4 protein-coding genes are annotated in these 25,897 nt (G+C 50.2%); all 4 read right to left on the minus strand.

The window, feature by feature from the left end:
* Window positions 1-3: 3 nt before the first annotated feature.
* Window positions 4-2,490 (minus strand): outer membrane beta-barrel family protein, encoded by a 2,487-nt coding sequence (locus HGH91_RS06120; RefSeq protein ID WP_168737535.1) that lies wholly within the window; start codon window positions 2,488-2,490, stop codon window positions 4-6.
* A 13-nt stretch (window positions 2,491-2,503) separates the two neighbouring features.
* Window positions 2,504-3,214 carry a thioesterase II family protein gene (locus HGH91_RS06125; protein WP_168737536.1) on the minus strand — a complete coding sequence of 237 codons (711 nt, stop codon included), beginning with the start codon at window positions 3,212-3,214 and terminating at the stop codon, window positions 2,504-2,506.
* A 27-nt stretch (window positions 3,215-3,241) separates the two neighbouring features.
* The gene (locus HGH91_RS06130) at window positions 3,242-4,909 is read right to left on the minus strand and encodes a cyclic peptide export ABC transporter (RefSeq protein ID WP_168737537.1); all 1,668 of its coding nucleotides are present in this window, start codon (window positions 4,907-4,909) and stop codon (window positions 3,242-3,244) included.
* Window positions 4,910-4,999: 90 nt separating this feature from the next.
* Window positions 5,000-25,894: a non-ribosomal peptide synthase/polyketide synthase gene (locus HGH91_RS06135; RefSeq protein ID WP_168737538.1), complete on the minus strand. Its 20,895-nt coding sequence runs from the start codon at window positions 25,892-25,894 to the stop codon at window positions 5,000-5,002.
* Window positions 25,895-25,897 lie beyond the last annotated feature (3 nt).

Consider the following 25,897-nt stretch of genomic DNA (forward strand, 5'->3'; position numbering starts at 1 on the left):
TTGTTACTTCTTCTCTGTCTTCACCCTTTTCTGCTCTTCCGTCGCACCACTTTCCCGTTTGTCCGCAGCATCTTTCTTATCATTTTTATTAAAGCGATAAGTAAACGCCAGCTTCAATACCTGTGACTGCCATTGTCCGCGGATATGAATATCAATGTTCTGATAGCGGCTGGTAGCGTTGTACCGGCTCCAGGCGAAGATATCGGAGGCACTCAGGCGGATAGTGCCCTGTTTGCCGAGGATATCCTTTTGTATGCCTGCGTGCAGCGTACCTATCGGCTGTTGCAGGAAGGTGCCATCAATGCTCCGGGACGACCAGGTACCCATAAACTGGAAGCCCCAGCCATCTTGCAGCTTCACCTGCTGCATCAGCTGTGCAGTGAAAACACCGGCCTTCAACTGGAAAGGCCCGTTATTGATAGTACCGGAATAATCATAATGGTTATAGTCCATGTAGATAATGGTGGTCATATTATCATTTAACGGGATCTGGGCATTGATATTAGCCCCCAGCACTTTGCGGGTATTCAGGTTTTCAGGGCGCTGATAGGTTTCATTCTTTGTGGCATCCTGCAATATTACTTCCTGGATAATATCGGTGGTTTTATTGTACAGCAGCGTGGTCGTTAGTGCGCCTTCCCAAATGCTGTAGCTCAACTCCACACTGTGGCTGTATTGTGGCTTTAGGTAAGGATTCCCCTCATCGTAGGTGTACTGATCCAGGTAAAAACGGAAGGGGTTCATGCTGCGGTAATCCGGTCTTTCTATCCTGCGTCCGTACGACAGCGTCACTTTACTCTGCTTATCTACATCGTAGGCCAGGAAAGCAGTGGGGAAAAATTGCAGGTAATTGCGGGAAAATGTTTGCCCGTTATTCTTTTGTTCTCCTTTCAGCCAGGTTTGTTCTGCGCGCAGACCTGCCTGAAATTCCCACTGGTTACGTTTATGGCGGAGATTCAGATAGGCGGCATTGATATTTTCTTTATAGAGAAAATGATTACTCAGGGTATCATTCTTTACCCAGCTACCATTCACGCCGTCGTAATACTGTGCATTGTTATCGGTATTGACAAATGAGGTTTTCGCCCCGGCTTCCAGGCGGGTATCTTCAGAAAACGGATGGGTATAATCTGCTTTCAGGCTGTAGATATTGATTTTTGCCGGCAGGTCTGCCAGGAATAGTTTGTTGGGCGCGGCCTCACTACTGTCGGGTTTATAATAATGATTATCAAAATGCTGTTTGCTGGTGCTATTGTACGACAAATAATCAGCATTTACCAGCAGTTCATGCGCAGTACCAAATACATGTTTCAGGCTAACATTTGCTTCCATATTGTCCCATTTTCCTTTGGTGGTAGCTGGTGCATCTACCCTGGTGGTGGTCATTCCTTCACCCGTTTTCAATAGCGTATTATTAGTGCTAATCGCGTCTGAAGGATTATGAAAACCGCCAGCTGCTATGCCTACCGTGGTTTTAGCGTTAACATAATAGTCTAATCCTAATTTTGCTGTAACACTTTGTGCGGTCGTTTTAGTGTAAGTATGCTGGTCATAAATACTGGTAATTTCCTTTTGATCCGCATTCCGGAAGTTACGTACAATATAGTAATCTTCAAAACTCTTCCGGTAACTATAACCGGCGTTGCCGTAAAAATTAATATGCTTGTTACTATAATTAAAATTAAGATTCTGCGTAGCTCCCGGGTATCTTCCCTGCAAGGCTGTGAGGGTGATATTCCCATTGAAACCGCCGGTCTTCAGCTTCTTTCTTTTGATATTAATGACCCCATTGCCCGCGGCATCATATTTGGCCGGCGGGTTAGACATGATCTCGATCTGGTCCAGTTGTGACGCGGGCATATTCCGCAGGAAGGCGGTCAGTTCACCACCGGAAAGATAAGCCGGCCGGTCATCTATCATTACCTTTACCCCTTGTTTACCTTTTATGGAGATGTTACCGTTTTTATCTACCAACACCCCGGGCAGTTTCTCCATGACTTCCATTGCGCTGCCCCCTGCGGCCATAATAGATGATTCCACATTTACGATAGTACGGTCCAGCTGTTGCTCAATAAAAGGCTTTTTAGCAGCTACCGTCACTCCTTTCAGGTTGTTGGCGCCAGATTGCAGGAGGGCGCTTTCCAGTGGCACCTGGGACTGGTCTACATTGAAAACCGGTCCATTCCATTCCTTATATCCCATATAGGTAATGGTAATAAAATAGCGGCTGAAAGGAATATTCTCCAGTAGCCAGGCGCCGGTGGTATCCGACAAGGCTACTTTCACCAAGGAAGAATCGGTTGCCTTTTTGAGTAATACCGTGGCGGCAACAACCGGTTGTTGTGCGTCATCGCGTACCTGCCCGGTTACCTTACCTGTTTGTGCGTTCGCGGCCACCGATAAGATCAGCAAAGCCAGCAGCGTCCATTGTTTTACCAGGCATACCTGGAGGCGGAATATCATCGTCGTATTTTTTATCATCGTGTACATGGGGAAAGAGTTTTCAGCTATGCTGCGGGGTTAACGCCACATCCTGGATGAGCATCGCTATTTTTTGAAATTGATGGAGAATGAAGAAATGATTTCCCGGGTAGCGGAGTATACGAAGCTCCTTTTCTGTTTCCCGGGCCCATCCGGTTACCTGGCTGGCGGTGATTTCTTCCGCCGCGCCGGTGATAACCGTGATACCTGTGCTATAATTTCCCAATGGCTGGTACTGGTAGCATTCCAGTGCTTTCATATCTTCCCGGATCACCGGCAGAAAAAATTCCATCAGGTCCGGATCGGCCAGTAAAGCGTCGGGCATTCCACCCATCCGTTTTAGCTCCGCTATTAACTGCACATCCCGCAAAAGGTGCAACTGCCGGCGCTGGTCGTTGAACATGGGTGCCGCACAGCCGGTAACGAAGAAGTGTAAGGGCAGTTGTTTCCATTCCTGCTTCAGCCGGTGTATCAGCAGGTTACCCAGCACAGCTCCCATAGAATGACTATAAATGATATAGGGAGATTTTATATGCGGCAGCAGCTGCTCATAAAGATCATCCGCCATTAACTGCATATCTGCCAACAATGGTTCCGCTATCCGTTTCCCGCGGCCGGGTAATTCCAGGGTAGTCATCTCCATATGCCTGTCCAAAAAGGGTTTCAGGTCGCGAAAAGAGTAACTGTTTCCCCCCGCATATGGAATACATATCAGCTTAATTTTCTGTAACATCTCAAATACATTTTTGACAAGGTTTCCTTATAAAGCATAATGCAGATCGTTGGCTGCATTGATGGACGTATCACTGACAATATTGCCGTAGTCGAATTTTATCAATCGCTCCCCGCAATGGAAATAGGTGTCGTCGTGCGTTACCACGATAACAGTTTTACCCATCTGCTTCAACTCAGGGATAATTTTCTTGTAGAAATAGGCCCTGAATACCGGGTCCTGCTCGGCAGCCCACTCATCCAGTACAATCACATCTTTGTCCTCCAGCATGATATAGATGAGGGCCAACCGTTTCTGTTGCCCTTTCGACAGATCTGCTTTGATCGATTTCTTTTCGTTATCAAATGTGACGATGTTCTCCAGCTCCATCTTGCGGAGCCAGAACATTAACCGTTCATTATCCGGTGCCAGGTCGAGGCCGTCGTAGTTTTCATTAAAAAGAATGCTGTCGGTAAAGATGGCGGCAATGCGGTTGCGATAGCCAGGATAGGTACTTTCGGTGATCACCCGTCCGTTTAAGGCGATGGTGCCGGTATGTGGCACATACAAACCTGTCAACAGGTTCACGAAAGTGCTCTTCCCACTGCCATTGCCACCGGTGATGAAAATGCTTTCTCCTTTTTTAATATCCAGGGTGAGCGGTTTTAAACGGAAGGTTTCGGCCCTTCTCTCGTCGTAGTACTCAAATGTCACGTCTTTGAAACGGATACTCTCGAATTTCCCGCCGGTGACCGCCAGGTCGCCATGCCCGATAGCGATGGCTTTGGAGGCATTGATCTTATCATGAAATTGCTCCAGCCGGTCTACCGCTATCTGCATCTGTGTAAATTCGCTGATGCGCGCCACCACAATACCTACCGGTCCCATGAGGTACAACAGCGTTACCACAAACTGGTTGTTCACTACGTTTGTCATATGCAGGATAACGGGCAGCAGGAAGATGATAATGCCGATCAACAGGTACCATAAGTAGTTCCCCATGAGCTCATTTCCCATAAATTTGATCAATGTTTTTATGGTGAGTTCCTTTACCCGGTGGCGGTTTTGGGAGATATACCTGATAAAAATATTATCGCTCCGGGTGATGCTCATTTTCACATCTTTAAATCCCCGCAGAAAATCATTAACATTTTGCTGGTATACGTTTGCCAGATCACGCACGGTATTCAGATCCCTGCTGATAGACAGATTGCGGATGTAGTACACCACGGCGAGCGTAGAAAGTACGCCCAGGATCAGTAAGGCGCCGAAGAAATTGGTGTAGAACAAATAGCCCAGCCCTATCGTTACCATTACTATGGCGTTGAACGTTTCTATAAAAACATTGGGAAAACGTTGCAGGGTAGTTACGTCAGCAGTGGCTGTACGTACTTTTTCTTCTCCCAGTTTAATATATTCTTCATAATCAGCAAACCGAAGTTTTTCAAACACAGATAATCCCAGGTCATTCCCCAATTCGTAGGTGAGCCGGATCGTGTAGGATTGAAAGGCCCTGGCGGTAAAAAACGACACCAGGATCAGTACTACATATATCTGCCAGTCGTATCCCTGTACAAACGGCAGTGAAGTGCCTGCAATCCTGTTATTGATCAGCAGCAGCAGCCCCATCGACCATATGCTGTTGATGAGGCCAAGCAATAACAAGAGGATATAAAACAACTTCGATTTTTTCTGAAGCAAGCTTATTAATCTCATACAATCCGGGATTCTAAAAATTAATTGAATAATACATATCAAAAAGGAATGCTGCCCGCGCCAGGGGCGCGGAGCAGCTTCTTCCGCCTACTATGCTGATAATTGTTCGCTGAGGTATTTCGCCAGGACCGCAGCATTTTCCTGTTTTAACATAGAGAAGTGATCTCCCGGGGCCGTAAATACCGTTACTACCTTTGCATGGGTATCCCATCCGAGGCTGTCTGGCAGCTCCTTCCATTGGGCGCCGGCAGCTTTCACAATGTGCAGGGCCGTGTTGGTTTGTCCTGCTACCTGGTAGCTGTTCAGCACCTCTATGTTACTCACCTTGATATCCGTTAACCGCATAATAAAATCAACATGTGCCAGCTTATCTTCACTGATCTTCCCTTTCAGGTAGTTCGAAATAAATGGTACTACTGCCTTCACCTCCAATGGCTGTACCAGTTGTTTCAACGCCGTAACCCAGTCTGGTGGCGTGGTAGTGATGATATTATTTTCTTCCAGTACTTCCACTACCGATTCGAAGAAGATATCCTGGTAGCTGTGGGTACCGCCGTTCAGCACATCGATGTGTCCGGGGTGAGCATCTGCATCCAGTATGGCGGCGAAGGCAACGGTTTCCCCGGCGGCCTCCAGCTGCCGGATCATCTCATACAGCACATATCCACCAAAGGAATGGGCCATGAAACGGTACGGACCATGCGGCTGCAGTGCTTTTATCCAGCGGATGTTTTGTGCGGCGATGGCGGCAACGGTGTAGAGCGGCCGCTCTCCTTCAAATACGCCCGGCATCTGTATGCCATATACCATGGCCGTAGCGGTGAGCGCTTTGGCCAGTTCATCGTAGCCGTCGCTCAGGCCATCCTGACCAGGCACAATAAATACGGTAGTGCGGCTATTGCTTTTATTTAACGGTATGAGATGGTTCTCGCCGGTAGCAGTAATTGTTTCCTCTCCGGCATCCGGTGCATCCAGCGTGGCGGCGAGTCCGGCGATCGTAGGCGCATCGAATACATTGTTCAACGCTATTTCTTTGCCCAGTTTCCTACGGATAGCGGCGATCAGGCGGATCGACAATAACGAATGGCCACCGAGGGCGAAGAAGTCGTCGTGAATACCTACCTGGTCTACTTCCAGCAATTGCTGCCAGATCTCCGCCAGTACCGCTTCTGTTTCATTGCGGGGCGCTATGTAGGCATTTGCTGACAGTGTACCTGCGTCCGGATCGGGCAATGCTTTCCGGTCTACTTTACCATTAGGCGTTACCGGTATCTTCTCGATTTTTACATACACCGACGGCACCATATAATCCGGGAGCTTCCCTTCCAGCTGCGTGCTGATTGCCTGCCGGTCGAAGACGCCATCCGGTAAGATGTAGGCTACCAGCGACTTATTATCAGTGGTGCCTTTTGCCACCACTACGGCCTGGCTGACGCCTTCCAGCTGTTCCAGTGCGTTTTCAATTTCGCCCAGCTCTATCCGGTAACCGCGTATTTTCACCTGGTCGTCTATTCTTCCCTGGAATTCGATACTGCCATCGGGCAACCAACGCCCGAGGTCGCCGGTACAGTACAGGCGGGCTTCTGCTTTTCCGGAGAAGTGGTCCGGGATGAATTTCTCTGCTGTCAGCTCCCGGCGATACAGGTAGCCACGGGCCACGCCTTCACCACCTACGCAGATTTCGCCGGTTACGCCTGCGGGGCATAGTTCCCTGTGCTGATCGAGGATGTATACCTGCACATTGGCAACAGGGTTGCCGATCACAATCGTGTCGCCGTGAAGCGGGTTGTCAGTGAGACTGGTACAAACGGTATTCTCCGTAGGGCCGTAAGCGTTAATCAGGCGGATACCTTTTGACTGGAAGTATTTCGCATCTTCCCGGTTCAGTGGTTCCCCGGCGGACACAATGGTTTTGATAGTGCCCAGCTCTTCGCGGATGGTGTGCTGGTAAGAAGGAGGCAATACCACCAGGTCTACCTGCTGCCTCCGTACCAGGTCGCCGAACTTATCGGCGGCCAGCAGATCTTCTTTCCGGGGGAGTACCAGGCTACCACCACTTAACAGGGTATTGAAAATTTCGTAACAGGATGCATCAAAGCCGAAAGCTGCAAACTGCAATGTTCTCATACCAGGTATTAATCTCAGGGATACTGCCTGGCTCAATGCCAGGTTTACTACACTTTTGTGTTCAATCATTACGCCCTTGGGGTTGCCTGTACTGCCGGATGTATAGATAACGTAGGCGAGGTGATGCGGTTCAGGTGCGAGCGCCGGCGCCTGGGTAGGCTGCTTGCCAATCAGGCCGCGTTCTGCATCTATCCTCGTAATATTAATGTGGTCAGGAATATCCAGTTCCGCTACCAGCGAATGACTGCTGATCAGCATCGTAGCCCGGCTGTCTTCCAGCAGGTAACTGATCCTTGCCGCCGGGTAGGACGGATCAATAGGAAGATAGGCGCCTCCTGCTTTCAGGATACCTAATATGGCTATGATCATTTCCGGGGAACGCTCCAGGCAAACAGGTACCAGCGTTTCCTGTTGTACGCCTCTGCTCACCAGGTAATGGGCCAGCTGATTGGCGCGGATGTCCAGCTCCTGGTAGGTAAGCATCTTTTCTTCAAATAACAGCGCAATGCTTTCCGGCGCCGCTGCTACCCTTTCTTTGAACAGGTCGGTGATCGCTTTACCTGTGGTATTATAAGTTACTGGTGTGGCGTTAAAGTCGACCGCTATATGCGCCTGCTCTTCTTTATTCAGCAAAATAATGTCACTTATTTTAGCTGCCGGATGGCCGACCATAAATTCCAGCACCTGTTGGAAATGTCCGCGCAGTGCGGTCACATAGGCGCGGTCCAGCAAGGCGGTATTGTACTTAAACCGAACGGCTACCGATTCGCCCACTACTGCCGCTATACCCAAAGGATAGTTAGCATGATCGCGCATCTCAATATTATCCATTTGCAGCTGCCACTGGTGGGTGTTTAGCAGATCGCTCACCGGGTAGTTTTCAAATACCAGGAAGTTATCAAACAAGTCGCCCGGTATTTCCACCCAGCGCTGGATATCATTGAGCGAGGTATATTGATGTTCGCGACTCAGCACCTGTTGCTGCTGGATTTGCTGCAACCAGGCCCCAATGCCCTGTTCCCGGTCAATGGTAGTATGGAAAGGCAAGGTATTGATGTACATACCTACTCTTTTTTCCACGCCGGGCAAATCATCAGGACGACCGGAAACCGTTACCCCATAGGTAACCTGCTGCTGGCTGGTGTAGCGGTATAACAGGTACGCCCATACGGCCTGTATCACGGTATTGACGGTGATACGGTGTTGTTGCGCATAGGATAACAGTTGCTTCGCTCCCGCTCCTGTCAACTGCATTTCCTGCACTTCGTAAACACCCTCGCCCTTGGTACGTTCCGCGGTAGCGCTGATAAAAGGTAACAGCGTGCCACTGCCTGCCGATGCGAGGTATCCTTTCCAGTACAATATCTCCTCTTCCTCATCCCGGCGCTCCAGGTAACGGATATAATCTTCGAATTTCTCTTCTTCTGCTGCCGCAGGCTTTTTACCTGCTATCAGCCCATCGTATGTTTGCAGCAATTCTTCGATGGCCACAGAGCCGGACCAGCCATCCAGCAAAAGATGATGGAATGTCCATACCATGCGGTAGCGCTCATCGGTTAACCGTATCAATGCAATGCGCATCAGCGGCGGCGTATTGAAATCGAATCCTTTCACCAGGTCGGCGGCTTCGTATGCCGTCCATGCTGCTTCCTGGGCGGATGCGCTCATCTGCCGGTAATCCAGTTCGTCGAATGGTATGGCCACCTGCTCGTGCACACACTGTACCGGAATCCGGAATACATTGGCGAAGAAACTGCTGCGCAATACACTATGATGTTGCAGCAAATGTTGCCAGCTTTCCTTTAATACCGGGATATCCGGCGCATCCAGTGTACAGCAGAGCTGTTGGATATAAACGCCGTTATTGCCGTTATACAATCCGTGGAACAACATACCTTCCTGCAAGCTGCTCAGCCTGTACAAGCCGGTGATCTCATCTCTCCGGGTGCCTCCACTGGTAAGCGGCGCATCCAGGAAGTGATCCAGTTCTGCGTTGGTGACGATATCTCCCAAACCATAGTCCGACGGCGTAAACACCGGTTGCAGACTTGCCTGGGACACCGCATGGGTAATCAACTGCTGTAACCGGGACAGGTAATCTTCTGCCAGCTCCTGTATGGTACTGCCGTTATAGTGGTGAATACTGAAACTCCAGTACAATACCAGCTCACCATTTTCTATTCCTCCGTTTACAGCTATCTTATGGCGAATATTGACATCCGTGGTGCTTCCTGTACCCGCCGCTTCCGGCGCAGTGCAGAACCATTTACTACTTCTTCTGGCGGCATCTACCTGCCCCAGGTAGTTAAAGGTGATGTCCCACGGATCTTTGCCCTGCAGCGCTGCCTCGTTATTGATATGTTTTAATACACCATAACCGATCCCCTTATCGGGTAACTGTCTCAGTTGCTCTTTGGTTTCTTTTAACAAAGCGCCTGGTGCCGTATTGCTGTTGTTATTCAACCATACGGGATAGAGACTGGTAAACCAACCTACGGTGTTACTGATATCGATATTCGCGGCAATGTCTTCACGACCGTGCCCTTCCAGGCCCACCACAACGCCGGCGCCATTCCAGGAGTAAAGCGCTGCCGACAATGCAGCCAGCAGCACGTCATTAATTTCTGTATGATAGGCTTTCGGAACTTCCTGTAGTAAATGTTGGGTGAAAGTAGCATCCAGGTGTATGGTATGCGTGTCCATATCATTACCGGTCAGTTTACCGTGGTAGGATTTATCGATTTTTAGCGGCTGGTATTGTTGCACGATATGCTGCCAGTACTCGCGCTGTTGCAACAGGCGGTTACGTTGGCCATAGGCCATCAGTGCCTGTTGCCATTCCCGGTAAGAGCTGGTTTTATGCGCCGGCGTTACCGGTACACCCTGGTGCAACTGATCCAGCACCAGTTCCAGGTCGTCCTGGATAATCTGCCACGACACGCCGTCTACCGCCAGGTGATGAACGATAATGAGCAGGCGGTTGGCCGTTTCATAGGCAGGTGTTAAGAACAGTACGGCACGGAATAGTATGCCTGCCTCCGGCTCCAAACTTGCCTGGTACTGATCGCAGTAAGTAGCCAGCGTAGCAGCATAATCTGCCGGGTTAATCTCGCGCAGGTCCACTACTTCCAGGTTACCGGCATAGTGGCCATAATGCTGTTGCCAGCTATCACCATCACGGGTATACGTAAACCGGAGGCTATCATGACGGAGCATTAGCTGTTGTACCGCCATGGTTAAGATGCCAGCGTCGATTTGTTTATCAATGCCGATGAATAACTGTTGAATAAAATGTTTCGCAATGGTTTCTTCTTCCAGGTACCATTGCTGGATAGGCGTCAACCCGCTGTTCCCGGTGAGTATACCCTGTTCGCTGTCGATGACCTTCTCTTTCCGGGTGGCCAACGATGCTGCCAGCCCGGCGATGGTCTGGTGAACAAACAGGTCTTTAGGCTTCAGGTCATATCCAAACCGTTTGGCCCGGCCTACTACCTGGATCGTGATAATGGAATCGCCACCCAGTTCGAAGAAGTTGTCGTTCCTGTCGATGTGTGGAATACCCAGCAATTCCTGCCATATGCCGGCCAGTGTTTGTTCCACTTCGCCATTTAAGATAGCGCGGGTATTGGAAGTAGCTGTGTAAGGCTCTGGCAGCGCTGACTTATCTACTTTTCCGTTGGCGGTGACTGGTATTTTCTCCAGCGGCACCAGCACAGCCGGCACCATATATGGCGGCAGCTTATCTTTCAGCGAGGACAGGATCTGATCTTTGTCGAAAGTATCTTGCGATACCACGTAAGCGACTAAACGTTTATGCCCGTTATCATCGGTTTTCACCAGCACTACGGCCTGGGAAACGAAGCCGGTTTGCAGCAGGGCATTTTCAATTTCTCCCGGCTCAATGCGATAGCCACGGATCTTCACCTGGTCATCTATTCGTCCCAGGTACTCGATGCTGCCATCCGGCAGCCAGCGACCGAGATCGCCGGTGCGGTACAGGCGGGCGCCTGGTTGTTCGCTGAAATGATCCGGTATAAATTTCTCTGCCGTGAGGGTTGGGCGATATAAATAACCGCGCGCTACCCCGGCGCCGCCAGCGCAAATTTCGCCCGCTACGCCTACCGGGCATAGTTCGTTTTGCTGATCCAGGATATACACCTGTACATTCGCCAGCGGCTTGCCAATCACCGCGGTATCGCCCTGCAACGGGCTATCCGTGATACTGGTGATAACGCTGTTTTCCGTAGGGCCATAGGCGTTAAATACGCGGATGCCTTTTGACTGGAAATACCTGGTATCTTCCCGGTTCAGCGCCTCGCCGCCGGAAATAATTGTTTTGATGGTACCCAGTTCCTCCCGGATCGTATGTTGATAAGAAGGCGGCAGCAATAGTAATTCCACCTGGTGTTGCCGCACCATTTCTCCAAACTTTTCTGCCGACAACAGGTCTTCCTTATGCGGAATCACCAGGCAGCCGCCACTGAGCAAAGTGCTGAAGATTTCGAAACAGGATGCATCGAAACCGAAAGCGGAGAATTGCAGCACCCGTATGCCAGGTGTTAACGGCAGCACCGCTTCCATATTCAGCGCCAGGTTCACCAATCCTTTGTGCTCGATCATTACTCCCTTCGGATGACCGGTACTGCCGGAAGTGTAGATCACATAGGCCAGATCATCCGGCGCAGGAGTGGTGCCAAGGCTAATCCCAGGCTGTTGGGCAATAGCCTGCCAGTCGTCGTCTGTTCTAATGAGATGAATATGAGCGGGTATATCCAATGAGCCAGCTACCTCCCGGCTGCTGATCATCATCGTAGCCCGGCTGTCTTCCAGCAGGTAGCTGATGCGTACGGCCGGGTAGGAAGGATCGATCGGAAGATAGCCTCCGCCCGCCTTGAGTACTGCTAATATGGCCACTACCATGTCCAATGAACGTTCCAGGCAAACAGGCACCAGGGTTTCTTTCTGTACGCCTTTGCTCACGAGGTACAATGCCAGCTGATCGGAGCGTTGATCCAGTTCCCCGTAGGTGAGCGCCTGCGCATCAAATACCAGGGCGGTTTGGCGAGGGGCTATGGCCACCCGCTCTTTAAACAGGTCTATGGCAGATTTCCCTGTAGTGGTTTGCGGCAACGCGGCGGTATTAAATGTAACGGCTATACGTTTGCGTTCTTCTTCCGTGAGCAATACGAGGTCGCCGGTCTTTGCTACGGGATGCTGCACGATATATTCCAGCACCTGCAGGAAATGTTCGCTGATCTGCGTGATATAAGCAGGCGACAACAAGGCGGTATTGTGCTGTAACAGGATCGTAATTTCCTGTCCTACTCCGATGGTGATGCTCAGTGGATAGTTCGTATGTTCTTCCACATGCAGCTGCTCTATCTGCAGTTTCCAGGGGTAGGCCAGTGTAGCTTCATCAACCGGGTAGTTCTCATATACCATTAGGGTATCGAACAGGTCGCCGCTAATACCGGTGTAGCGTTGGCTGTCACGTAACGGTGTATATTGATACTTACGGCTTTGTACCTGTGCCGCCTGTATGTCGCGCAACCAGTCGGTAACAGGCTGTTCGGGCGTTATGGCGATATGCACCGGCAGGGTATTGATATACATTCCCACCTTTCTTTCTATGCCCGGCATATCATCCGGGCGACCAGATACGATAGCGCCGTAGGCCACCTGCTGATTACCGGTATACCGGTATAACAGGTACGCCCACACGCCCTGCATCAGGGTATTGACAGTTAGCCGTTGTTGCTGCGCATAAGCGGTAATGAGGCGTGTTTTGTTCGCATCCAGTACCACCGGCGTCGTCTTATAACGTCCCTGGGCTTTTGTCCGGTCTGCGCTGCTGATAAACGGAAGCAGGGTGCTGTTACTGATACCGGCCAGGTATCCACGCCAGTAGGCGCCTTCTTCCTCTTTGTCCCTGCGCTCCAGGTAACGGATATATTCTTCGTAATGGTCAATGGCAGTTGCCTCCGGTTGCTTTCCGGATGCCAGGGCTTCGTAGGTACGCAGCAGCTCTTCCAGCAATACGGGCATTGACCAGCCATCTACCAACAGGTGATGATAGGTCCATACCATGCGCCAGGTATCATCGGTCAGCTGCAGGAGGCTCATCTTCATTAATGGCGGCGCCGTAAAATCAATACCTTGCTGCAGCACTTCCGCTTCATGCGCCATCCAGGCTGCTTCCTGGGCGGCCGCATCCAGGTGACGATAGTCCAGTAGCGTTACCGGCAGTTGTACATTACGGTACACGCATTGTACCGGTACATGGAAAGCATCATGATAAAACGCGCTGCGCAGAATGGTATGCTGCTGCAACAGGTGCTGCCAGCTTTGTACAAAAGCGTTGATATCGGTTTGATACAACAGGTAGGTAAACTGCTCCGTATAAGCATCTACCGTGTTATCGTACAAACCATGGAACAGCATACCTTCCTGTAGTCCGCTCAGCCTGTACATGGCAGTAATTTCCTGGCGGCGTGTTGTATCACCCGGCATCGGCGTATCCAGGAACCGGTCCAGCTCCGTATTGCTCACTACCCCACCGAGTCCGTAATCGGATGGCGTCAGCAACGGCTGTTTGGCCGCCTGCCCTACGCTATGCAGGATAATCGTTTCCAGTTCATCGATATACTTTTGCGCCAACGCTATAATGGTACTGTCGTTGTAATGTTTGCTGCTATAGCTCCAGTCCAGTACCAACTCGCCGCCGGTAACCATACCGTTTACAGCAATTTTACGACGCACCGTGTAGTCATCGCCCACTTCTGCGCCGGCAGGTTCGTCGGTAACGGCAAACCATTTGCCTCCACTGGTCACAGTATCAAACTGCCCGAGATAGTTGAAGGTGATATCCCATGGATCGTTGCCCTGCAACGCTGCCAGCTTATTGATATATTTCAGTACGCCGAAGCCAATTCCTTTGTCAGGGATCTGGCGCAGCTGTTCTTTCAGGTGACGCAATAATGTGCCGCTGTCTCCCACAGTATTACCTGGTAACAGTACCGGGTACAGGCTGGTAAACCAACCCACGGTATTGCCTACATCAGTTCCTCTATTGATATCTTCCCGGCCATGCCCTTCCAATCCTATCACCACATCACCACTTACCCACCCATTCAGGGCCAGGGCAAATGCATTCAGCAATACATCGTTTATTTCTGTACGATAGGCAGCCGGTACTTCCTGCAGTAATTTTTGCGTAAAGAAGGGGCCCAGTTTCACCTGGTAATGTGCCATATCTTTTATCCACAGCACCCCATCGTAGGTATTATCTACCGGTAAAGGCCGGTATTGCTGCACGATGCCAGACCAATAGTCTGCCTGTTTCAACAGGCGATCTGTTTGCCCGTATTTTACCAGTGCCTCGTGCCATTGCCTGTAAGAACTGCTCTTGTTACCCAACGACACCGGTTCATTGCGATACAGGCCATCTATTAAACGTTCCAGGTCTTCGAGTAAAATACGCCATGATACGCCATCTACTACCAGGTGATGAATGGCCAGCAGCAAGCGGTTATGGGTATCACCGGCAGGTGTTAAAAATAATACGGCACTGATACAATTACCTTTTGTTACATCAATACTGCGTTGATAACTGTTACCATAAGTCTCCAGCATTCCGGGTAACTCGTCCGGCGATTCCGTTTGCAGGTTCACCACATTCAGCATACCCTCGGTAGTACTGTACGCCTGTTCCCATCCGCCTGGACCATAGGTGTATTTGAAACGCAGGCTATCATGGTACTGCACCAGTTGCATAATAGCAGCAGACAAGGTAGAAGAAGGAATACGCTTGTCTATGGTCAGTAACATGCTCTGATTGAAGTGAGAAGGCGTAGTACCTTCTTTTTCAAAATACCATTGCTGCACCGGTAATAAGCCACAGCTACCGCTTTGTATTTCCTGGTCGGCCGACAGCGATGTAGCGGCATTCTTACGGGCCGACATCACCGCGTATAACATGGCAATGGTCTGGTAGTCGAATAAATCGCCTACCTGTAATTCATAACCACTCCTTCTTACCCGGCTCACTACCTGTATGGTGATAATAGAGTCGCCACCCAGCGCAAAAAAGTTATCGTTGATCCCTACTCTTTCTACGCCCAGCACTGCTTCCCATATACCTGCCAGGGTACGTTCCAGCTCATTACGGGGAGCTACATAACTATCTGTTTGCAGGGTTTGTACATCCGGGTCTGGCAAGGATTTTTTGTCGATCTTACCATTTGCCAGCAATGGGAAATAATCCAGTACCATCAGCAGCGAAGGCACCATATAGTCTGGCAGCTGCGCAGTAAGCTGCTCCAGTATTTCCTCTTTGTCAACATCCTCTTCTGCCACCACATAGGCTACCAGCCGTTTATTACCAAGATGATCATTTTTAACAATTACCACCGCCTGTTTTACGGTAGCACAATTGTTCAGCGCTCTTTCTATTTCTCCCAGCTCTATACGGTAACCACGTATTTTCACCTGGTCATCCACACGGCCCATGAAGAGGATATTACCATCCGGAAGATATTTTACCATATCACCGGTGCTGTATAACCTGCCATTGCCAAAAGGATCTGCTATAAATTTAGTGGCGGTCAGCGCTTCATTGTTCAGGTATCCCTGGGCCACCCCTTCACCACCGATATACAGTGCTCCAGGAACGCCTACCGGGCATAACTGCAGCTCATTGCTGAGCACATACACCTGCGTAGCGGAGAATGGCTTACCCACCGGAATGCTCTCACTATAAGTAACATTCCTGTCTACGATATGCAGCAATTTACCGATCGTGGTTTCTGTAGGCCCATAGTGGTTTACTACGGTACAATCAGTGCCCGTTGCATAGATCGAAGCTGCTACGGCTGCTTCCAGGGCTTCTCCCCCAAAGATCAACAGCTTTTCGGGCACCAGTAACCGGTCTGGTAAACATAAAGCCTTCCAGTGCGAAGGCACTATTTTGATACAATCAATCGGGTGCCTGTCGAGATAGTTATATAAAATAGTGGTATCCTGTACCATTTCTTTGGAGAAGATGTGTAACGCGCCCCCATTGGCCAATGCGCCAAAGATCACGGTATTGCCCAAGTCAGTGGCCATACTGGACATGAGTCCAAAAGAGCCGCATCCCTTTATAGGCAAAGCATTGGTGAGACCGGCAATATAGTCTGCCAGGTTGTGGTGCGTAACCACTACACCCTTCGGCTGACCGGTACTACCAGAGGTATAAATCACATATACCGGGTGATCGGCCCGGGTGAGTCCGGGGAGATTTTCCTTGCCGTTGACTTTAATATCGTTCCAGTCATCGTCCAGTAGTATGATGTCTGCAGGATCTGCCTGTAGCCGGTCGGCATACTTACCCAGCGTAATGATATTGGAAGCATCGGTATCTTCCAGCATAAACCGGATACGGTCTTCCGGAAAATCCGGTTCCACAGGTACATAGGCGCCTCCCGCTTTCAGGATGCCCAGGATGCTGACCATCATATGGAGCGACCGTTCCATACAAACCGGTACCAGGGTGCCTGCCTTTACGCGTCTGCTTCTTAAATAATGCGCCAGGCAATTAGCACGTTCATTCAGCTCGCGATATGTCAGCGTATCCTCTTCAAATACCACTGCTGTAGCGTCCGGCGAGCGGTTGGCCTGCGCTTCAAACAGGTCCACAAAAGTGATTTGTTTCGTATACTCCTGTTCGTAAGTACCTTTTACAGACAACAGTTGTTGTTCCTCAGCAGCAGTCAGCATGGGCAATAAAGCAACGTGTTGTGCCGGCGATGCTACCACTGCATACAGCAGTTGCTGAAAATGCCCGATCATACGTGCCACCGTAGCTTCTTTAAACAGGTCGGCGCAATACACCACTGTTCCATTCAGTCCATCTTCATCTTCGTCCATGCTAAACACCAGGTCAAATTTGGCGGACGTATGTTCTACCGTTTCCTCCGATAAAACAATATCTCCAAATTGAAGATCCGGTTGATTGATGTTATTCTGCAAGCCGAATACCACCTGGAATACAGGCCGATGGCTCCGGTCGTTGTCCACTACCACCTGGTCTACTATTTTTTCAAATGGTACCTCCTGGTGTTCGAAAGCCTGCAATGTTGTTTGTTTTACCTGTTGCAGCAGTGCACGGAAAGAAGGATTGTCCCGCAGATCTACCCGCAGCGCCAGCATATTGATGAAGAAGCCGATGAGTCCTTCTATTTCCTGTTGTGTTCTACCGGCTATCGGGCTACCTACACAGATATCTTCCTGGCCGCTGTAGCGGTACAGCATTACATTAAAGGCGGTGAACAGGGTCATAAACAGGCTCACGCCTTCCTGCCGGCTCAACTGATGCAACGCTGTGGTTAGCTCAGCGGGCAACTGGAAGCTGATGGCTCCTCCCCTGGTGCTTTTCACCGGTGGTCTTGGATAGTCCAGCGGCAGGTTCAACGGGGTGATGCCTGCCAGGTTTTCTTTCCAGTAAGCCAGTTGTTTATCCAGTACGTCGCCGGTGATATAAGTTCTTTGCCAGATGGCATAATCTGCGTACTGAAGCGCCATTTTATCCAGGAGTACTTCCGCTCCGGCAGCAGCGGCCATATAAAATGCCACCAGCTCTTTCACCAGGATGCCGGTAGACCAGGCATCAGAGGCAATGTGGTGCGTGGTGATGACCAGGATATGTTCATCGGCTCCAAGCACTACCAGGTCGGCCCGCAGCATATGATCTACAGATAAATCAAACGGCACATCGATGATGGATTTTATAAAGCCTTGCAACGCAACAGCATCTTCTTTATAGGCGGGCAGATCGGTGATGTTCAATGTCCACTTGTTCTCATCCAGTATGTATTGGTAGCCGCGGCCATCATTTTGGCGGATGACAGTTCGTAATATTTCATGGCGGTTGACCACACTACGCAGGGAGGTTGACAGCGCATCGATATCCAATGATCCGCGAAGCCGCAGTACTGCTGGTACATGGTACTGCACACTTCCTTCCAGCTGGTCAATAAACCAGAGGCGTTCCTGGCTGAAGGACAGCGGAATACGTGCGGGCCTTTTGCCAGCTTTCACCGCAGGCAGGAATGTTTGCGTGGCTTGTCCGGCTAAAAAGGCTGCCAGCTGATGAATTTCCGGGTACAGGAATATAGACCTGACGGTGAGTTCCACGGCTATTTTTTTCCGCAGTACCGCTACCATGCGCATCGACAGCAACGAGTGCCCTCCCAGTTCAAAGAAATTATCGTATATGCCTACCCGTGGCAGCAGCAGCAATTCCTGCCAAACACCGGCCAGTAACTGTTCCATTTCATTGCGTGGGGCTACATATTCATGGGTAGCCGGCGCGCCGGCGTGTATATCCGGTAATGCCTTACGGTCTACTTTTCCGTTGGATGTTAAAGGCATCTTATCTAACGTAATAAACAGGGCCGGTATCATATAGTCCGGTAACCGTTGCTTCAGCACGCCGATCACCTGTTCGCGGTCGAAGCGTGTTTCCGAAACAATATAGGCGGCCAGTATTTTACTTCCGGTGCTATCATTTGCAGCCACTACCACTACCTGTTTTACCAGGCCGCTCTGCAACAATACGTTTTCAATTTCTCCCAGTTCTATACGGTAGCCGCGGATCTTCACCTGCTGATCTATACGACCCAGGTATTCAATATTACCGTCTGCCAGCCAGCGGGCCTGGTCCCCGGTTTTATACAAGCGGTTGTAATCTGCGTTATTGCTGAATGGGTTTGGCAGGAAACGTTCTTTGGTTAATGCTTCGCGGTTCAGGTATCCACGCGCCAAACCGGCGCCGGATACATACAATTCGCCCGGCACACCTACCGGAGATACCTGCATGTTGGCGTCGAGGATGTATAGGCCCAACGTAGGAATCGCTTTACCTATAATACTGCTGCTGCTTTGCAAATGTGCGGTACCTATCTCCTGGTAAGTTACATGCACGGTGGTTTCTGTAATACCATACATGTTCACCATCTTGCAAGACGGATATAATTCCTTCCATGGCTTTATCATCACCGGGTTCAATGCCTCTCCTCCAAATATCACGTACCTGACAGGCACCGTTGGCGCATTGTCCACCAGGTATTCCTGCAATATATAGAAGGCAGCGGGTGTTTGGTTGAGCACTGTTACTCCTTCCGACAGCAACAGCTGCCCGAATAAGGCGGCATCCCTGGCCACCTGTTTTGATACAATTACCAGGCGGCCGCCATAGAATAAAGCGCCATACATTTCCCATACGGAAAAGTCGAAACACATGGAATGGAACATGGTCCACACATCGTTGCTGTCGAAATCATACAGCGGCGTATCGGTTTCAAACAACCGCACTACGTTGTAATGCTCCAGCAACACGCCTTTCGGCTGTCCGGTAGAACCGGAAGTATAGATCACATATGCCAGGTGATGCGGATGGATAAAGCTTTCGGGGTTATCTTCCGGGAATTCTTCCAGGATATGCTGATCGGTATCTAACGATACTACAGCAACGGATGCTTCCTCCCCGAGTAAATGCGCGCTTTCACTATTAGTCACAATGTATTGCGCGCCTGTATCCGTTAGCATAAACCGGACCCTTTCCTGCGGATATTCCGGATCGATGGGAACATAGGCGCCGCCAGCCTTCAGTATCCCCAGCATGGCGATGATCATTTGTTCGCTGCGCTCCAGGAATACCGGTACCAGCGTATCTTCCCGAACGCCTAGTTTCCTTAAATAATGCGCCAGCTGGTTGGCCCGGCTATTCAGTTCCTGATAGGTGAGTTGTGTAGATTCAAACACTACCGCTACTGCATCTGGTGTAAGCAGCACCTGCCGGTCGAAAAGGTCGATAATCGTTTGGTTCCTCGGGTAGTCTGCTACCTGGCTGTTGAATGCGGCCTGTAGCTGCTCTTCTTCTGCCGGGGTGGTGATGCGCAGGGTATTGATCTGCGCGGCGGGTGCATGGACGATAGAACGCAATAACTGCTCGAAATGCTTCATCATTTGTTTAATCCTGTCGGCGCTAAACAAGTCGGTGCAATATTCAGCGTACCCGCGGATACCATCGTGCTGCTCTTCCAAAGAAAGGGTGATGTCGCACAAAGTTGTTTTATGCGGTACTTCTTCATAGGCCAGGTGCAGATCGCCTAATAACAGCTCCGGCACGGGTGGTGTATTCTGCAATACAAACATGGCCTGGAACAGCGGACTACGGCTCATATCCCGATCTTTCACCAACTGCTCTACTATCTTTTCAAAAGGCACCTGCTGATGTTCATATGCGTCGAGTGTCGTATTTTTCACCTGTTGCAGCAGAACGCTGAAAGAAGGATTATCGCTGAGGTCTGCTCTCAATGTCACCGTATTCAGGAAGAAGCCGATCAGTCCTTCCGTTTCCTGTTGTGTTCTGCCGGACACGGGGGAGCCTACGCAAATATCTTCCTGGCCACTATAGCGCTGCAGCAACACCTGGAAGGCAGTTAACAATGTCATAAACAGGGTAACACCCTGTTCCTTCGACAACAGTTGCAGCTGTTGGGTTAATTCCTGGTCGATATGGAACCAGCTAATGGCGCCGTTAAACTGCTGCACTGCTGGCCGTGGGTAATCTGTGGGCAGGTCTAACGGCAATACATTGCGCAGTTGCCGGTTCCAGTAGGTCATTTTTTCCTCCAGGATGGCTCCGTTAAAACTATTGCGCTGCCACAGGGCGTAATCAGCATATTGAATTTCCGGCTTCTCCAGTATCGGCGCCCGTTTTTCTGCGTAAGCCCGGTACAGTTCCACCAGTTCTTTTACCAGTATGGATATAGACCAACCATCGCAGGCAATATGATGAATGGTGAGCAAGAGCAAATGCTCGTTGGCCGATAACGGCAGCAGATGCGCTCTCAGCATATGATCGCGGCACAGGTCAAATGGCATATCTGCCAGCGTGCTTAATAACTGTTTTAGGGTGGCTTCATCCGCCAGCTCCGGGGCTTGCGGTACGAGGTTAAGTTGCCATTGATCCTTATCCATGACATGCTGCCAGGCCATGCCATCTTTTGGCGTGATGACGGTGCGTAATACTTCATGCCCGTTCACCACGTTACGGAGCGCATATTCCAGGCCGGCTATGTCGAGGTTACCATGCAAGCGCAGTATTACCGGCATATGGTAAGGTACGGTGCCCTCCAGCTGATCAATGAACCACAACCGCTCCTGGCTGAAAGACAGTGGGATACTGGCAGGCCGCGGGCCGGCAACTAACGGCGGCAAAGACGAACCTTTTTCCTGTTGCTGCAGGTAGGCTGCCAGCAACGCAATGGTGGGATAGATGAAGAAGTCTTTTACCGTCAACTCCACATCCAGTTCTTTACGAACTGCGGACACCACGCGTGTAGCAAGTAATGAGTGACCACCTAATTCAAAGAAGTTATCCTGTATACCCACACGATCCACTCCCAGCAGGTGTTGCCAGATATCGGCCAACTGTTGTTCTGTTTCATTAGTGGGGGCTACGTAGTTAATCAGTCGTTTACGTTGTATGTCTTCCCATGCCGCCAGGAACTTACGGTCTACCTTACCATTACCGGTTAACGGCAACTGTTGCAAGGCTACAAAATCTGCCGGCACCATGTATTCCGGCAGGCGATCCAGCAGTTGCTGTTTGATGCCTTTCTGCAATGATTCGCAGATATCGGTAAACAGTGGGATGTTTGTTTTCACCAGGTCGGTAAAACTGATGCTGTTGCTGTAGGATTGTTCTACGAAACCATTAAAGCGATCCCGTTCTATCAGCAGGTTTACTTTCAGGGGATCTTCATCCAGCAGGAAGCGGTAATTATAACCGGCAGCTGTTGCCTCCGCCAATATTTCATTAACGGTATGCGTTACTTCATCCGGCGCGCTGATATAGGCCGATAAGTCGCCTACATTGCTGAACAGGTTGTTTTTCAGTGCATGATCCAGCATGCGTTCTCTCCATACACGATGTCCCGGCACATCCTGTAAGGCAATAACCGGGATACGGTTTGTTAACTGATCAATGATGCTGCTTTTATCGGCAATGCTGTCCCAGGGCTGCCAGTCGGGCTGCAATACCGGCTTTTCAATGCCCACATGCATGATCACGGTATAACGGTAAAGGCTCAACTCATTGATGTAATCACCTTGCTTCCATACAATTTCCACGTGGGTGATTTCCGGGAAGCGTGTTTGCAGCTGATAAAAATAGGCGGGAGAAAAACACAATTCTTCTTCCCTTAATACCTCCTGCTCTACACTCCATTCCAACTCGCGCACACTGGTTTTATCATGTAATTTATCCAGTTGCAGGCGGCGTTTGAAAGCAGGCAGCAAGCGCAGGTCACGAACGTCGCCCACTACAATGCGGCCCTTGCCTTTCAGCAGGGAAATGGCTTTTGCGAGTACATCGGTCATGTAAGCGGCCCCTGGAAAATATTGCACAATGGAGTTGAGTATCACCAGGTCGATCTCTTCTTTCTCTTCCAGGATAATTTCATGTGCCGCACATAATTTCATTTCTGTATCCGGGTAACGGCGTTCGCCTTTGCTGATGCGGCGCAAGATCTGTTCTACCGACACGCGGGAAAAGTCGGTCCCGATATAACGGTCGATATGGTCGGCAATCGGGTAATAGATCAACCCGGTACCAGACCCTATTTCCAGCACCCTTTTGGGTTGCAGCGCTATGATCAGGCGGGTAACATCATCTACCCATTGCTGCATGTTTTCAGCAGGAATGGGCCCGCCGGTGAAGCTGTCGTTCCAGCCGGTAATATTGAACTCTTCATCGAGGTCTTCTATCTCGTCTGTTTTACTGTAAGCGGTATCGTATAAAGCTCTCCAGCTGGCGATCTGCGACTGTGACAGCTCGTATTCTTTCTGCTGTACGGCTTCCTGTTCCGGGATATAATAGCTTACCAGTCTTTTTTCACCGGTAGCCTGTTGTTTTACGACTACGCAACTGTCGCCTACTTCCGGCAGGTTGTTTAGTGCCCGTTCAATTTCTCCGGGTTCAATACGGTAACCGCGGATCTTCACCTGGTCGTCGATTCTTCCTGCGTAGGCAATGGTGCCATCCGGCAGCCAGCGGGCTTTATCGCCGGTGCGATACCAGCGGCCGGGGGCATTTTCCAGCATTACATATTTCTCTGCCGTTAAATCTGTTCTGTTGATATAACCCAGTGAAACGCCATCGCCACCAATATAGAGCTCCCCACTTACCCCTATCGGCACCAGCTGTTTATTTTCATCCAGTATACGGATGCTGGTATTGGCCATAGGCGCCCCAATGGGAACAGATAATTTTCCGTTTAACTCATTTACTTCGTAACAGGTAGCGGCCACGGTTATTTCGGTGGGGCCGTACATATTTACGAGCTTACCTGGTCCCAGCACGGCCAGGGCTTTTTCCAGGTGCGGCAGGGAGGCTTTTTCGCCACCGAACAAAATTTTCCGCATCGGTTTCAGACCGGAGATCTGATTATCGATAAAGTTGTGGAATAAGGCCGTAGGGAAAAGCGCGATGGTTATTTTCTCTGCTGCGATGATCCTTGATAATTCAAATACATCGATGGCTGCGTCGTCATCCACCATACATAAGCAGGCGCCGTTGAGCAGCGCGCTGTAAATATCGAACGTAGTACCATCAAATGCGTAATTAGAGCATTGGAGCAGCCGGTCGCCGGGCAGTACTGCGGTGGCGCCACGGTCGAAGGCCAGGTTAATAATATTCTTATTGGTGATGGCAATACCTTTGGGGGTCCCGGTGGTGCCCGAGGTATACATCACGTTAATGCAGGCATCGCTGCCGGTTCGTATACCCGGCGGCGTTAGTGCGCTTTTACGCGCGGCGCTGATGTCAAGACCTGGCGTAAACTGGTCCATTCCGGAGGCGTTAAACAACTCCTTGCTGGTATATAGCAGCGTAGTGATGCCCGCGTCTTCCATCATGCCATGCAGGCGATCTGCCGGGTAAGCCGTGTGAAAAGGCGCATAGGCATTGCCACTTTTAAGAATACCTAAGATAGCCACGATCATTTCTATGCCGCGTCGCGACAACAAAGCCACCGTATTCCCGGGCTGAACTCCCTGCTCCGCCAGGTAGTTGGCTACCTGGTTGGCCTGCTCGTCCAGCTCTTTATAGGTAAGCTGCCGCTTACCGAAAGTAACTGCCGGCGCTTCCGGTGAACGGGCTACCTGTCCCTCAAAAATAGACACCACGCTTTCTGAGGAAGGATATAGTGTAGCCGTATCATTGAATGATACCAGTAACTGATTCACTTCGGCTTCACTGAGCATATTCAGCGTGCCGATAGGCTTCGCCGGGTTATCTACCGCCGACTGCAACAATGCCTGGAAATGCTGTACCATCCGCTGAACGGTAGCTTCACTAAAAATATCTACATAATATTCTACTTCCACGTCGATACCATCGGGGCCTTGCTCCATAGACCAGGACAGATCAAACAGGCTGGTGGTGCGCATAATCTTCTCGTCCTGCATCACCACTTCTCCCATCTTCAACTCCTTGGTAGGGGGCACATTCTGCAATACAAAAACTACCTGGAATAAAGGATTCTTGCTGATATCCCGCTCTCCCATTACCGCTTCCACCACTTTTTCAAAAGGTACTTCCTGGTGCTCGTATGCATCCAGCAAGGTATTTTTTACCTGTTGCAACAACGTGGTGAAGACCGGGTTACCGCCCAGGTCGGTACGTAACACCAGTGTATTCACAAAAAAGCCGATCAGGCGTTCCATTTCTGTTCTCATCCTGCCGGCTACCACGCCGCCAATGCTGATATCTTCCTGCCCGCTGTAGCGGTACAGCAATACCTTGAAAGCGGCCAGCAGCGTCATGTAGAGGGTGGCGCCATGTGTTTGTGACAATTCCTGCAGGCGCTCTGTCAACGGCTGATTGATATGGAAAGACACCAATGCCCCCCGGGTACTCTTTACCGCCGGGCGTTCATAGTCGGTAGGGAGATTTAATAAAGAAGCACCATCCAGCTGTTTCTTCCAATAGGAAAGCTGTTTATCCAGCATATTGCCCGCCAGGTATTTACGTTGCCATACAGCGTAGTCGGCAAACTGAATATCCAGCTGGTCCAATACCGGCTCGCGATGTGTGGCGGCGGCGGTGTATGCCTCATTCAACTCATTTACCAGGATGGCGGTAGACCAGCCATCGGAGGCGATATGGTGCATCACCAGCACCAGCAGGTATTCAGCTGGCGCCAGTCTTACGAGGTGAGCACGCAGCATATGATCCTGGAACAGGTCAAATGGCCTTTGCACCAGCTCATCGATAAACGTTTGCAGGGCGGCAGCATCTTCAAACCCGGATGTGCCGTCAATGATATCCAGCTCCCATTTGTCTTTTTCCAGCACATGCTGCCAGGCCTGCCCGTCTTCCAGCTGTATAACCGTACGCAATACTTCATGGCGGTTGACCACGGTGCGTAAGGCAAAGTTCAGCGCGCCTATATCCAGTTTGCCTTTCAGTCTTAATGCAGCGGGTATATGATATTGCACGCTGCCTTCCAGCTGGTGAATAAACCATAAACGGTCCTGGCTGAATGACAACGGCACCCGACCGTAGTCATTGCCCCGGGCCTCCTGTATGCTACCTGAAAAATGTTTGTCCGGTGTGCCGGAGGTATGTTTCTTAAAATATGCTATCAGTGAATGCTTATTATCCCTTAATCTATCGAGGAAATAGGCGTCAATCTCTTTGTCTTCATCCGTTTCCACCAATAAGTTATCATTATCACAGGATATTTTTATTCCGCTATCATTGGCCTCTTTTAACAGATCGATTATTTCGTTCAGATTAAAATCTAACATCAT

This window comes from Chitinophaga eiseniae (assembly GCF_012641265.1).
Lineage (GTDB): Bacteria > Bacteroidota > Bacteroidia > Chitinophagales > Chitinophagaceae > Chitinophaga > Chitinophaga eiseniae_A.